Genomic DNA, 14,276 nt, shown 5'->3' on the forward strand with positions numbered 1-14,276 from the left:
ATGTCGACCTGTGAAGGCTGCAATGACGATGAGCGGTACTGGGCGACCCGCCTGGCGGGTGAGCTTCCGGTCCTCGAGCTGCCGACAGATCGAACGCGCCCACCGGTGAAAGGAGCGACGGAGGGGCGAGCGGAGTTGCTCGTCTCGCCGTCGGTTGTGGCCGCGCTCGATGCGCTCGCCACGCGCACCGGCACCGAACTCCGTTCGGTGGTCCTGTCCACGTTTCTCGTCTTCCTTTCCCGGATGTCCGGGCATGAGGAGCTCGTCACCCTCTTGCTCGCAGGCGACGGTGAGACCGAACCGTTGCCGCTGCGAACGGCCGTGCCCGGGGAGGCGGCGCTCGAGGACCTCACGACGGCGGTGAGCCGCGACGTCGCGGAAGCCATTCAGCATCGTCGAGTCTCCCTCGCGGCGCTCGCCCAGCGCATGAACGCCGCCGCCGACGTGAGCCGTGCGCCCTTCACGTCCGTCGGATTCAGCTTCGGCGAGCCGACCTCGGGCGAGCCGCCGGCCGAAGTGCAGAACTGGCTCGAACTCTTGTTGCGCGTGACGCGAGAAGGCCCGGCGCTGCGATGCGAGTTTCGCTACGACGCGACGCTGTTCGATGACGAAACGATGCACCGCTGGATGGGCGTGTTCGAGCTCCTGCTCGACGGTGCGGCGACGCATCCTTCTTCAAAGGTAGGCGCGCTGGCGGTGTTGACGGAAGGAGAGCGACGGCTGCTGTCGTCGTGGAATCAAACCAGCGTTGAGCTGGACGTCGAGCGGTGCGTCCACGAGCTCTTCGAGGCACAGGTTGTTCGGGACCCGGGCGCGGTCGCGGTCGTGGTCGACGGCGACGACGCCGCTGGCGAGACGATCACGTACGGAGCTCTCGACCGGCGGGCCGAAGCGATCGCCCAATCGTTGCGGGAAGCGGGCGTCGGGCGGGGGACCTTGGTCGGGTTGCTCATCGACCGGTCGGTTGATTTGATCGCGGGTCTTCTCGGTGTGTTGAAAGCAGGCGCCGGCTACGTCCCGTTGGACCCGGCGCATCCCGTGGAACGGCTCCGCTTCGTCGCCGCGGACACGAACATCCCGGTGCTGCTCTCGTCCCGGGGGATCGCGTTTTCCGCCGAGCTCGGCGTGCCGAGGATCGTGGACGTCGAGGATGCGGCGGAGCAGGGCGCCGCGGAGGCGACGTCGCGTCCACGTGACGAGCGGTCCGCGACACCCGCTGACACGGCGTACGTCATCTTCACGTCGGGCTCCACAGGCAAGCCGAAGGGAGTGGTGGTCCCGCACCGCTCGGTCGTCAACCTGGTCTTGAGCATGCGCGAGTGCCCCGGCATGACGGCTCGCGACGTCGCGCTTGCGGTCGCGACGTTGACGTTCGACCTCGCCGTCACGGAGGTGATCCTTCCGCTCACGGTCGGCGCGAAGATCGTCCTGGTAAAGCGTCATGCGGTGACGGACGGCGCTCGCCTTCTCCAGATCGTACGCGAGCGCGAGGTCTCGTTCGTGGTTGCGACGCCGTCGACCTGGCGCCTCCTCCTCGGGGCCGGCTGGGAAGGGGGCGGCGGTGTCACCGCGGTATGCGGTGGTGAGGCGATGCCCCCGGATCTCGCCGAGGCACTCCTGCCCCGCGCGGGAAGCGTCTGGAATGCGTACGGGCCCACCGAGACGACCGTGTGGTCCACGTTCTGGCGCGTCGAACTCGGCCGGATGCTCATCGGCCGTCCGATCGCCAATACGCAGATTCACATCCTCGACCCGAGGATGAACCTCGTGCCCGTCGGCGTGGTTGGCGAGATTTACATTGGAGGAGAGGGCGTCACCAATGGCTACCTGAATCGCCCCGAGCTTACCGAGCGGCGCTTCGTGCCCGACCCGTTCCGCGAGGGCAGGGACGCGAAGCTGTATCGAACCGGGGACCTCGGCCGGTACTTGCCCGACGGACGGCTCGAGTGTCTGGGCCGGAATGACAACCAGGTAAAGCTCCGCGGATATCGGATCGAGCTCGGGGAGATCGAAGACACGTTGACGAACCATCCCCGCCTCCGCCAGGCGGCGGTGATTGTCAGAGAGGACCACCCCGGGGATCGTCGCCTCGTGGGCTATTACGTCGACGAACGCGGCGGCTCGGTGTCGGAGGCGGACATCCGGGCCCACCTGAAGCGGACGCTCCCCGAATACATGGTTCCGCAGCGCTTCGTCCGGCTCGAGGAGATGCCGCTCACGCCGAACGGGAAGATTGACCGGAAGGCCCTGCCAAGGCCGCTCGGGAGGCGGCCCGACATGGGAACGGACTTCGTCGAGCCCTCGACGCAGACCGAACGGACGCTCGCGGGGGTCTTCGCCTTCGTGCTCGGCATCGACCAGGTCGGTGCCAGGGACGGCTTCTTCGACCTCGGAGGCTCCTCGCTGCTCGCGATGCGTGCCGTTTCACTGCTGGAGAAGGAGCACGGGCTGAATGTGCCCGTGCTCAAGCTCTTTCAGCACCCGAGGCTCGGTGACCTGGCGCGGTGGCTCGACGAGCAGCGCGGCACGGCATCGGGCGGCGCGTCGCGGCGGCGCGGGCGCCGGCAGGCGACATCGGAGCCACGCGCGCCAGTCGCGATCGTCGGCATGTCCGGCCGTTTTCCGGGGGCCCGCGACGTGGAGGAGCTCTGGCGGAACGTCTCGGCCGGTAAAGACTCGGTCTCACGGTTCTCGGACGCGGAGCTCGACCCCGAGGTGGCCGCCGCCGCGCGACGCGATCCACGCTACGTCAAGGCGCGTGGCATCATCGAGGGCGCCGACACGTTCGACGCCGCGTTCTTCGGCATCACGCCGGCCGAAGCGACGCTCATGGACCCGCAGCAGCGCGTCTTCCTCGAGGCGTCGTGGTCCGCCCTGGAACATGCCGGGTACACCCCCGAGGGCTACGACGGAAGAATCGGGGTCTTCGGCGGCGTCTACCAGAATTCGTACTACGCCACCAAGGTCCTCGCGAGGCCCGACCTCGTCGAGCAACTCGGCGCATTCCAGGTCATGTTCCTCAATGACAAGGACTACGTCGCGACCCGGACCGCGTACAAGCTCGACCTCACGGGCCCCGCGATTGGCGTCCACACCGCGTGCTCCACGTCGCTCGTCGCCGTCTGTGAAGCCGTGCGCAGCCTCCGCGCCGGAGACTGCGACATGGCGATCGCGGGCGGCGTTTCAATCACCGTTCCGGTGAGGAGCGGGCATGTCTACCAAGAGGGCGCGATGCTCTCGAGAGACGGGCGCTGCCAGCCGTTCGACGCGTCCGCGACCGGCACCCTGTTCAGCGACGGCGCGGCGCTGGTCGTTCTCAAGCGGCTCGACGATGCGTTGGCCGACGGTGACACGATCTACGCCGTCGTTCGGGGGGTGGGCATCAACAACGACGGCGGCCGCAAGGCGAGCTTCACGGCGCCGAGCGCCGACGGTCAGGCGGCGGCGATCACGAGCGCACTCGAGGACGGCGGCGTCGCTGCCCGTTCAATCTCCTACGTAGAGGCCCACGGAACGGCGACGCCGCTTGGGGACCCCATCGAGGTCGAGGCCCTGACGAAGGCGTTTCGAGCGACGACGAACGACCGGGGGTTCTGTGCGCTGGGCTCGATCAAGAGCAACGTCGGGCACCTCGTCACGGCGGCGGGGACCGCCGGGCTGATCAAGGCGGCGTTCTCGCTCTTCCATCGAAAGCTCGCCCCAAGCCTCCACTTCACGCGGCCGAACCCCAACATCGACTTCGCGAACAGCCCATTCTTCGTCCAGACAGAATTCGCTGGTTGGACCGGTGAACGGCCGCTCCGGGCGGGCGTCAGCTCGTTCGGCGTCGGCGGCACGAACGCGCACGTCATCGTCGAGGAGCCTCCGGAGCGGCCGGACCGGGCGTCGTCGCGACCTGCGCACCTCCTGCTTGTCTCTGCGCGGAGCACATCGGCGCTGGACGTGGCGAAGCGCGAGCTTTCGCGTCATCTGCGGGACAACCTCGAGCTGGATGTCGCCGACGTCGCGTACACGCTCCAGGTTGGCCGCCGCGGCTTCCGTGAACGGTCGATTGTCGTTGCGAAGGACCGCGAGGAGGCCATCTCGAAGCTGAGCTCACCGGGCGTCGCGACTCGCTCGGTGCCGAGCCTGCCCGCGCGCCTCGCATTCATGTTCCCCGGTCAAGGCGCCCAGTATGTCGGCATGGGCTCTGGGCTCTACCGGAGCGAGCCCTCGTTTCGCGCCGTGGTCGACCTGTGCGCCCGCATCCTCGAGCCGTTGCTCGGTCGCGACCTGCGCGAGGTGATGTTCGCCAGCGGCGGGGACACGCGGGCCGCGGAGTTGTTGCGCGCGACGCAGTTCACCCAGCCCGCCCTCTTCGTCATTGAATACGCGCTCGCGCAGCTTTGGCGCATGTGGGGGGTCATCCCTGAGGCGATGATCGGACACAGTGTTGGCGAGTTCGTGTGCGCGACGCTCGCGGGGGTGATGTCTGTCGAAGACGCGCTTCGCCTCGTCGCGGAGCGCGGACGGCTGATGCAGTCGCTTCCGCCTGGCGGCATGCTCTCCGTGCGCCTCGCCGCGGAGCGGGTGCGCCCGCGCTTGCGCCACCCCGAGTTGGCCATCGCATCGGTGAACGGGCCGTCGCTGTGCGTCGTGTCGGGCCCGAGCGGGCCCCTCCGGGAGCTCGAACGTGAGCTCGCGAACGAAGGCGTCGTCTGCCGCCCGCTCCAGACTTCACACGCGTTCCATTCGCCGATGATGGACCCCGTCGTCGAGCCGTTCGCCGAGTTCGTCTCGAAGGTCGCGTTGTCGAAGCCGACCACGCCGTTCGTCTCCGCGGTGACGGGGCGTCTCATCGAGCCAGGCGAGGCCACGAGCCCCATGTACTGGGCTCGGCATCTGCGCGAGAGCGTCCACTTCGCGGAGGGCATTCGCACCCTTTGGGAGACGCCAGGGCGCCTCCTCCTGGAAGTCGGGCCGCGCACGACGCTCGCGACGCTCGCGCGGCAACAGGTCACGGACCGAGCCCTGCAGATCGCCGTCTCGTCGCTCGGCGACACCGCCGAGGGCGACGCTGAATACGCGGCGCTGCTCAACGCCGCAGGCCACCTCTGGCTGTCGGGCATCTCTCCGGCGTGGTCCGAGCTCCACGGCGAAGAGCGCGGAAGACGCGTGCCCTTGCCCACCTATCCGTTCGAGCGGCGGAGGTTCTGGATCGAGGGGGCGCCACCAGCTTCGGAGGTCGTGATGGCGCCATCGTACCGAGAAGGAGACACCGCCGTGACTCGCGCAACAGAGCCGACGCCCGAAGCTTCCAGAACCCCGCCGAGCGCCCCGAGTCCAGCGCGTCTCGGTGCAATCACGGCCACGGTGAAGCAGCTCATCGAGGAGTCCTCGGGAGTCGAGGTCGGTGCATCAGAGGACAACACGAGCTTCGTCGAGCTCGGTCTTGACTCGCTGTTCCTGACGCAGATCGCGCTGACGATTGAAAAGCGCTTCGGCGTGGAGACGACGTTGTGGCACTTGCTCGAGGAGCATCCCACCTTGGGGGCGCTGGCGCGTCACATTGAAGCGAGCCTGCCGAGCGAACCGGAGGGAGCCGCGGCCACCGTCCAGCCGGCCCTGCCGGGGCAAGGCGACGTCGCACCCGCGGTGGTGCTCAAGCCCGTGTCGGCGGTTGCGCCCGCCGTGCCTGCCTCCGCGCCGGCGGTGACGTTCGAGCCGGGAACCGTGCAGTACTTCCTCGAACAGCAACTTCGTCTGATCTCACAACAGCTCGCCCTCCTCGGCGGGGCGCCGCTCGCGACGAACGCCGCGGCGCCGTCCATCGCCGCCTCCCAGCTGGAGATTGGCGCTCCAGCCGACGCGCGGGCCGACCAGCCCGCGGTCACCCTGCTCGGCACGCCGCTGGCGAACGACGTCGGGGCCACGCGCGAGGTCTACGACGCGAAGAGGGCGTTCGGCGCGGCCGCACGCATCACGCTCACCACCAACCAGGAGCCCACGCCGAATCAACGGGCGCGTCTGGAGGCGCTCGTGCGGCGGTACTGCGCGAAGACGAAGGGATCCAAGCGCTTCACCGAAGAGAACCGCGGCTTCATGGCCGACCCGCGTGTGGTCACCGGGTTTCGGCCGAACATCAAGGAGATGGTCTACCCCATCGTGGTCGAACGCTCGCTCGGGTCACGGCTATGGGACGTCGATGGGAACGAATACGTCGACGTGCTCTGCGGCTTCGGCTCGAATTTCTTCGGCTGGTCACCGCCGTTCATCCTCGACGCGGTGCGCGAGCAGCTCGAGCGCGGCATCGAACTGGGCCCCCAGCACCCACTGACGGGCGAGGTGGCGCGCCTCCTCTGTGAAATCACCGGGTTTGAACGCGCGGCGTTCTGCAACACCGGTTCCGAGGCGGTGATGGGGGCCCTCCGCATCGCCCGGACCGTCACGGGCCGACGGATGGTCGCCTCGTTCAATAACTCGTACCACGGCGTCAACGACGAGGTGATTGTCCGGGGCACGAAGAAGGGGCGCGCGATACCCGCGGCACCGGGAATCATGCCGTCGACCGCCGAGAACATCATGGTGCTCGACTACGGTACGCCTGAAACGCTGGAGACGTTGCGCGCGAACGCGGGCGTGCTGGCAGCGGTTCTGGTCGAGCCGGTGCAGAGCCGGCGGCCGGAGTTTCAGCCTCGCGAGTTTCTGCGGGAGGTCCGGAGGATCACCGCCGCATCGGGCTGCGCGCTCATCTTCGACGAGGTCGTCACCGGATTCCGGATCGCGCCGGGCGGAGCGCAGGAGCACTTCGGCGTGCGCGCGGATCTCGCTACGTACGGCAAGGTCATTGGCGGCGGCATGCCGATTGGCGTGATCGCCGGCCTGCGCCGGTTCATGGACGCGCTGGACGGGGGGGCGTGGCGGTTCGGCGACGACTCCAAACCGACCGCGGGCGTGACGTACTTCGCCGGCACTTTTGTCCGCCATCCCTTGGCGCTCGCCGCCGCGAGGGCATCGCTCCTTCATCTCAGGGCGCGCGGGCCGGAGTTGCAGCGAGCGTGCAACGCCAGGACCGAGCGCCTCGCCTCGGAGCTCAACGCGTTCTTCACGGAGGTCGAGGCGCCGCTCGAAATCCGTCACTTCGGCTCGGTCTGGAAGACGTGCTACCTGGAGAATCAACCCTTCGGCGACCTCTTGTTCATCTACCTGCGGGACCGGGGGTTGCACATCCTGGACGGCTTCGCCTCGTTCCTCGGCGAAGCGCATACCGATGCCGACGTCGACTTCATCGTGCGCGTCTTCAGGGAGTCAGTGCTGGAGATGCAGGAAGCCGGCTTCCTGCCGGCGCCCGCGCGACGCGCAGCGGCTGTGATGTGAACCGGTGCCTCCGGGGCTGAAGGAAGAGTCATGACACACACACGCCCAGAGAAGAACGACCTCCCGCTGTCGCCGGTGCAGCAGGGGATGTACTTCCATCACCTGCACAAGAAGAACCGGGTCTACGTGGAGCAGATGCTGTGCGACGTCAATGGGCCAATCGAGGTGGAGCTGGTCGACCGTTGTCTGAGCAAGCTCGTCGAGGCTCACGAATGTCTGCGCACCGTGTTCGTCAACGACGGTCTCGACGGGCCCCGGCAGGTGGTCCTGCCTTATCGTCAGCGGCCCTTGCGGTATCGCGACCTCTCTGGGCTGCCGGACCCGGACGGCGCGTTCGAGTCCCATGTCGCGGAGGACATGGAACGGAACTTCGACCTCGCTGTCGAGACGTCGCGCTGCGAACTCGTGAAACTCGGCCCCGATCGGCACGCGTTCCTCTGGTCCTACTCCCACCTGATCGCGGACGCTTGGACGGGCAGGCTCCTCCAGGATCAGTTCTGCGAGACGTATCGCAGCGCCAGTGAGCGCATCGAACAGACGGAGCTCCCGCGCGTGCCGTACCGGCTGTACCTCGACTGGATCGAACGTCAGGACGAGCGCAAGGCGGGAGCGTATTGGACGAAGTACCTGGAGGGGCACACCTGTCGCGCGGGCGCCGCGCTTCCCGCTCCTGACGTCGACGTTCACAAGGTCACGGTCACCGTCGAATGGGGTCCAAGCGCGCGTGAGCTCCTCGGCGCATTGGCACGGCGTCACCGCTCCACGGTCAATCACATCCTGCTCGCCGCCTGGGGAGCGTACGTGCTCGATCACTTCCAGAAGGCAGAAGCGATCTTCGGCTGCGTGGTGTCGGGGAGGATGATTCGACTGGGAGACGTGGAGAAGATGGGCGGGCTGTTCGTGAACACGGTTCCGATGCGCGTGCGCGAAGCCGACACAGTGGCCAGGACAATCTCTCAGATACGGCAACACGCGATTCTGTCGTCGGAGTTCGCTTACATGTCGCTGAGCGACATCATGGCGTACGGCCACACGACACCGTCGAGCCTGCTGACGGTCGTGAACTTCTCGATTGACCGCGTCGACCTGGACCACGGCCAGGCCCTGTCGCTTCCTTTTCACGTGCGCAACATTCGTTTCAACGAGCAGGCGCACTACGACGCGTACCTGGATGTCTACATCACCGAGCGCGATCTGAAGATCGCCATTCATCACGACCCGCGGAGGCACAGCTTCGACGCGGCCGTGGTCCAGGTCGCGCTCATGCGGATTCTGGAGCAGTTCAACGTGAACGTCGAGGCATCGCTTGGCGATGTGGCCCTCCGCGTAATGGACAGCGAGCTGCCGGCGTGTGGGGCGCTCGATTTCGGAGCGCCAGAGCGGCGGGGACCGTCGTCAGGTACCTCGTAGTCGTCGGGGACTCGAAGGTCCCCGCACAGGTCACTCCCTTCGGCTCGCCCGCATCGTCTCATGGCGAGCGACGACGGGGTCAGCTCCGACGTGTCCATGCCTGCGTCGGCGCTTCGAGCTGTGATGGGACGTGACAAGAAGCGCCGGTGCCACGGTCCGCCGGGCGTGCCGTACCGGAGCTCGACATGGGCTCTGACCCAAGTAGGACTTCAATGCCTCGGACATCGACATCGCCGCCAGGGCTCGGCCGCGACTTCTGGCTCTATCGCCTGGGGCAACTCGCCTCCGTCATCGGGGACAGTTGCAACAAGCTCGCGTTGGCGTGGTGGATCCTCGATGAGACCGGCTCGGCCGCGACGATGGCGACGATCGTCGCGCCTGTCACGTTCGTGCAGCTCTTGCTCATCCCCTTGTTCGGTCCGATCGGAGACAGGTTCAGCCGCAAGCGGGTCGCCCTGCTCGGCGATGCCTGGCGGTTGGGCACCGCCCTGCTCCTCGGCATCATGGCGCTCCGCGGTTACTTCAATCTGCCCCTCATTGTTGTCGTCTCCCTGCTGCACGGCGTGGGCTCGGCGCTCTTCATGTCGGTGTCGCAGAGCATCATTCCGCAGTTGGTCAGTCGTGAGAACGTCGAGATTGCCATCCAGAAGGATCAGGCGATCATGCCGCTCGGGACCATCCTCGGTGGCGTGGTTGGCGGGGGCGTGGTGTCCTGGCTCGGGCCGGCCGGCGCGCTACTGATTGACGCGGGCACCTATTTCGTCGCGACCGCGGCGACGGCGTCCATCGTCGCCGTGACGAAGGTGCAAAGCGCTGAGTCAGCGGACCGGCAGTTATATAGTGTCCGAGCCTGGTTCCAGGAGCTCAAGGAGGGGGTCCGCGTCGTGACCTCCATCCCGATCGAGCTCGGCGTCGCCGTGCTCGCCGGGCTCCTGAACCTCGCCATCGCACCGCTCGACATCTCACTGGCCTACTTCGTCAAGGAAGCGCAGAACCAGCCGGCCTGGATGCTGGGACTGCTCGAGACGAGCATGAGCGTCGGCGCGATCCTCGGCGCGATGGCGCTGGGCACGGTGCAGCGCTGGGTTCGCCGGAGCACGGTCGTCTTCATCGGCCTCGCGGCGAGCGGCGTCGCGATCATGGTGCTCCCCTGGGCTCGCGGCGTCGTGCTCCCTTCGATGATGCTCCTCGTGTTCGGGATGGCGGTCATCGCGGCGAACATCCCCTTGAAGTCGCAGACGACGCTCGCGATGCCTGACGCGTTCCGATCTCGCGCGGTCTCCGTGCGCATCTTTATTGGTGCGATCGCGGCGCCGGCGGGGATCGCCGTGACTGGCTGGCTCATCGCGACCTTCGGTCTGGAGATGACGCTCGTTGTTTCCGGTGGCGCCGTCCTGGCGCTGTCGTTCGCCGTCTTCCTGATCCCCAACTACCGGGTCTTCTTCGACGCCGACGCGGCCGTGACGTCCCGGTTCTACGTAGAGCACTATCCCGCGGCCTTCAGTGGACGGGGTGATGAGGACTCAGCGCGAAATCGCGGAGTCATGGAGACGCATGAATGAGATTCTCCTTCGAGCATTCGCTGCCAACCGTGCTTGTCCGCGTGGACCGGGCGACGGGCGAGTACGTTCTCCAGAGGCGAGAGGAGGCTGACGGCGACGCTGTCTACGAGCTGATCCTCAATGGCAAGCTCTTGATGGATTCGGCGGAGCACCGAAGTGAGGAGGCGCTCGCGGAGATTGGTTTGCGTGAATGCCGCGAAGGTGGCGAGCTCCACGTGCTGGTCGGCGGGCTCGGCTTCGGCTTCACGCTGCAGGCACTGCTGCGCGATTCACGGGTGGCGCGGGCCGTCGTGGTCGAGCTGGAGCCCATGCTGGTGTCGTTCCTCGCGCGCCCCGACGTCCGCGCCGAGCTGCCGGTCCCCGACCTCTCGAATCCGCGGGTGCTCGTGCGTGAGGGAAACGTTCGGGATTCGATTGTCGCGGCGAGCGGCGAGTACGACCTGATGCTCCTCGACGTGGACAACGGTCCAGAGTCGCTCTCGGCGGTCGGGAACCACGACCTCTACTCGGAGGCCGGCCTCCGCCAATGTTGGGAGGCCCTCCGGCCCGGCGGCGTGCTGGCCATCTGGTCCTCGGAGCCAGCTCCCCGATGCCTGGACCGCCTGGAGACGTGCTTCGAAGGCGTGCGCCAGTGGATCGTTCCTGTTGACCGCGGGGCTCGGCGGATTGACTACCGGATTCTCACGGGGCGTCGAGCGGACGGGCGATGACGGCGAACCCTTGGATCGGCGCGTACGAGGCGCGTTCGTCCGCGCGGCTGCGGTTGTTCTGTTTCCCGTTCGCTGGCGGAAGCGCCTCCGCGTACCGGGGCTGGTCGGCGGCGCTGCCTCCCGATGTCGAGGTGTGCCCCGTCCAGTTGCCAGGCCGCGAAGAGCGATTCGCCGAGCCGGCGTTTCGCACGATTCGCGAGCTGGTGCCGGTGCTCGCGGAGCGCCTCGACAGGCTGCTCGACCTGCCGTTCGCGTTCTATGGACACAGCATGGGGGCGCTCGTCGCGTTCGAGCTGGCGCACGAGCTGCGTGCCCGTGGACGGGCGGGGCCGCTCGCGCTTTTCCCCGCGGCGCACCAGGCTCCGACGGTTCCACTGCTGGACGCGCTCTCGGCGCGCACGGACGCCGAGGTGGTCGCCTACGTGAAGAGGATGAGCAACCGGCCCGAACTCGACGAGTACCCTGAGCTCCTGCGGCTCCTCTTGCCGACGCTCCGGTGCGACCTGTCGCTGTGCGATACGTATGTTCATGAGCGCCGGTCTCCGCTCGCGTGCCCCATCACCGTGTTCGGAGGGCGCGAGGATGAGATCTCCTGTGCGGAACTCGAGGCGTGGCGCGCCGAGACGACGGGAGCGTTCGACGTCGAGCTGTTGCCGGATGGACACTTCTTTCTGACCACGTCGCGCGGCCTCCTGTTGCAACGCTTGTCTTGCGCGCTTGACTTGCTTGTCAGCTGAGGCGTGATTGACGGCTTTCAGGCGCGATGGTACCCGTAGCGCATGGCGGGGGACGTGGATCTCGAAGAGGTGAGTGTTCTACTGCGGAGCCTTGCCGACTCGACGCGGCTCCGCATGATTGCCGCGCTCATTGACGCGCCGCGGACGCTCTCGGAGCTGACGTCGCTGCTCTCGATTGATATCGAGAGCGCGGCCCATCAGCTCCGGAAGCTCGAGAGCGCTGGTCTGCTCGTCGCGACCACTGACTCGAAGGTCCGCTTCATCGCGGATCTCAGTCGGCTGCAGCGCGTGGCGATACAGCTCTCACCACCGAAGCGGGTGCGTGGCGCCGCGACGGCCGCCGAGGTCGACAGCGAGACCCGCGGCGTGTTGAGCGCGTTCTTCAATGGCCCTCGCCTGAACGCGCTCCCGGTGCAGCGGCGCAAGAAGGAGCTGGTGCTCGAGGAGCTCCTCCGCCGAATCCCGGCGCAAGAGGAGTACCGGGAGGCCGAGCTCAATCAGATGATCGGCGCGATCTTCGATGACTTCTGCAGCGTGCGTCGCGAGTGGGTCATGGCCGGATACATGGCGCGCGATCGTGGTGTGTACCGGCTGGCGGCGCGCGGGCGCGCGGTCCTCTCAGCCTAGCCTGCCGGTCCCGGATGCCGCCGCCGTCCTTGCGGCGGTGGTGTTCGTGACAACGGCAACGGGGCAGGGGCCGGGCGCAGCCCTTCGCGGGGCCCCCGGGAGCCTGCGTGGCGGCCAGGCGCGTGCGCTGCGCGCATGGGCGGCACGCGCAACTGGAGCCCATGCGCGGTGCCGTGGGCGCCCTGGAACACGTGAGCGCCGGCGCGCCCGGCTTCGGGTGCGCCGGCGTTGCATGCCTCCTGACGCGGGGGCTCGGCGCCCTACGCGGACTTCGCCGAGTCCGGCGTCACACCGGCGGCGGTGCGCTCCTCGGTGGGGATGGGCGCGGACGTCTGGTAGTAGTCGCGGACCACGTAGCGGCGGGCCACCAGGGCCATGCCCACGGCGGCCAGCAGCGCGAAGCCGGCATAGAAGAAGAACTGCCCGGAGCCGGTGAAGACGTTCAGCTTGGAGCTGATGGCCACCGCCACGTTGGCCAGCGTGTTCGTCACCAGCCACACGCTCTGGATGGTGCCCTTCATCTCCCGCGGGGCCTGCGTGTACGCGAACTCCAGGCCCGTGGTGGACATCAGGATTTCGCCCAGCGTCAGCACGATGTACGGGAGAATCTGCCACGCGATGTTCAGCGTCGTGCCGCCCTCCATGGTCACCTGGAAGATGCCGGCGATGATGAATGACAGCGCGCCCACCACCAGCCCCAGGGGCATGCGCCGCAGCGGCGTCAGCTCCCAGCCGAAGCGCTGGAAGGCCGGGTAGACGACGGCCGTCAGGAAGGGGATGAGCAGCATCACCAGCAGCGGGTTGACGAACTGCATCTGGCTGGCCTGGAAGGTGAACGGCCCCACCTGCGGGTCCATGGCCCGGGCCTGCACCACCCACGTCGAAGCCTTCTGGTCGAAGAGCATCCAGAAGAAGGGCACGAAGGGGAGCAGCAGCGCGCTCACCTTGAACACCGCCTTCACGCCGTCCACGGCCTCCTCGGGGTGCTCCCGCTTCGCGCCGTCCAGCCAGCCGCCGCCCTGGCCCCGGTTGCGCAGCGCGCTGGCCACCACCTTGAGGAAGCTGTGCGGGTTGGCGCCCGTGGCCGGCACCCGGACGTACTTGTGACGGCCCAGCCAGAAGATGAACGTCGCGATGAACATCAGCACCCCGGGGATGCCGAAGGCCACCGACGGCCCGAAGTGCGTGAGCAGCAGGGGGATGAACAGCGACGCGAAGAACGAGCCGAAGTTGATGGTCCAGTAGAAGATGGCGAAGACCTTCTTCACCAGGTGGCTGTTGGACTCGTTGAACTGGTCCCCCACCATGGCCGCCACGCAGGGTTTGATTCCGCCACTGCCAATGGCGATGAGCGCCAGGCCCGTGAAGAACCCCGGGACGCTGTCCTCGAAGACGGCGAGGCATGCGTGGCCCAGGCAGTACACCAGGCTCAGCCCCAGGATGATGCGGTACTTCCCGAAGAAGCGGTCCGCCAGGTAGCCGCCGATGAGCGGGAAGAAGTACACGCCCGCCATGAACGTGTGCATCAGGCTCTTCGCTTCGGCCTCGCGCAGCGCGGTGTCCGGTATCTGCGTGCGCAGCAGGTAGTCGATGAGGAACACCGTGAGGATGTTCCGCATCCCGTAGAAGCTGAAGCGCTCACACGCCTCGTTGCCGATGATGAAGGGGATTTGCGGCGGGAACTTGCTGCGCTGCGCGGCGGTTGCCTGGGCCATACGACGGGGTGCTCCCTGGTGACGAAAGGTGGGGGCTCCTAGATTCCGAGAAGCCGCACCCTACCCAACGCGCCGCCGGGACTCCACCGAACGGATGGGCCCCGCCGCGCCACCCGGCGCTTCCCTGGCCGCACCCACGCCGGAAATCTCCCGCCCGAC

General features: G+C 67.4%; 7 protein-coding genes. 6 read left to right on the forward strand and 1 reads right to left on the reverse strand.

All coding sequences use genetic code 11. The annotated features are described in order from the left end of the window. The 6 genes from HV824_RS04135 to HV824_RS04160 all read left to right on the forward strand — a co-directional run bounded on the left by HV824_RS04135 (nucleotide 1) and on the right by HV824_RS04160 (nucleotide 12,402). Complete coding sequence (locus tag HV824_RS04135) at nucleotides 1-7,356, forward strand: non-ribosomal peptide synthetase/type I polyketide synthase (protein ID WP_255207754.1); 7,356 nt, start codon at nucleotides 1-3, stop codon at nucleotides 7,354-7,356. A 30-nt stretch (nucleotides 7,357-7,386) separates the two neighbouring features. Continuing rightward, a complete protein-coding gene (locus HV824_RS04140) occupies nucleotides 7,387-8,766 on the forward strand; it encodes a condensation domain-containing protein (RefSeq protein ID WP_176422701.1) in 1,380 nt (459 codons plus the stop codon). A gap of 212 nt (nucleotides 8,767-8,978) precedes the next feature. Then, entirely contained in the window at nucleotides 8,979-10,328 is a 1,350-nt protein-coding gene (locus tag HV824_RS04145; protein ID WP_176422702.1) for an MFS transporter, read from the forward strand. Then, entirely contained in the window at nucleotides 10,325-11,038 is a 714-nt protein-coding gene (locus HV824_RS04150) for a spermidine synthase (protein ID WP_176422703.1), read from the forward strand. The genes HV824_RS04145 and HV824_RS04150 overlap by 4 nt, the downstream gene beginning before the upstream one ends. Beyond that, nucleotides 11,035-11,775, forward strand: coding sequence for a thioesterase II family protein (locus tag HV824_RS04155; RefSeq protein ID WP_176422704.1), 741 nt, complete (start codon nucleotides 11,035-11,037; stop codon nucleotides 11,773-11,775). The genes HV824_RS04150 and HV824_RS04155 overlap by 4 nt, the downstream gene beginning before the upstream one ends. A gap of 54 nt (nucleotides 11,776-11,829) precedes the next feature. Beyond that, nucleotides 11,830-12,402: a DUF2087 domain-containing protein gene (locus HV824_RS04160; protein ID WP_176422705.1), complete on the forward strand. Its 573-nt coding sequence runs from the start codon at nucleotides 11,830-11,832 to the stop codon at nucleotides 12,400-12,402. Nucleotides 12,403-12,662: 260 nt separating this feature from the next. Here HV824_RS04160 and HV824_RS04165 read toward each other — a convergent pair whose 3' ends face one another. Beyond that, complete coding sequence (locus HV824_RS04165; RefSeq protein ID WP_176415330.1) at nucleotides 12,663-14,117, reverse strand: POT family MFS transporter; 1,455 nt, start codon at nucleotides 14,115-14,117, stop codon at nucleotides 12,663-12,665. Between the last annotated feature and the right edge of the window lie 159 nt (nucleotides 14,118-14,276).

It is taken from the genome of Myxococcus sp. AM009, assembly GCF_013372605.1.
In the GTDB taxonomy this organism is placed as follows: domain Bacteria; phylum Myxococcota; class Myxococcia; order Myxococcales; family Myxococcaceae; genus Myxococcus; species Myxococcus vastator.

What these genes read in the sequence shown, in the direction of transcription:
- HV824_RS04140 (WP_176422701.1), top strand. Translation starts at nt 7,387, where the DNA reads ATGACACACACACGCCCAGAGAAGAACGACCTCCCGCTGTCGCCGGTG.
- HV824_RS04145 (WP_176422702.1), top strand. Translation starts at nt 8,979, where the DNA reads ATGCCTCGGACATCGACATCGCCGCCAGGGCTCGGCCGCGACTTCTGG.
- HV824_RS04150 (WP_176422703.1), top strand. Translation starts at nt 10,325, where the DNA reads ATGAGATTCTCCTTCGAGCATTCGCTGCCAACCGTGCTTGTCCGCGTG.
- HV824_RS04155 (WP_176422704.1), top strand. Translation starts at nt 11,035, where the DNA reads ATGACGGCGAACCCTTGGATCGGCGCGTACGAGGCGCGTTCGTCCGCG.
- HV824_RS04165 (WP_176415330.1), bottom strand. Translation starts at nt 14,117, where the DNA reads ATGGCCCAGGCAACCGCCGCGCAGCGCAGCAAGTTCCCGCCGCAAATC.
- HV824_RS04135 (WP_255207754.1), top strand. Translation starts at nt 1, where the DNA reads ATGTCGACCTGTGAAGGCTGCAATGACGATGAGCGGTACTGGGCGACC.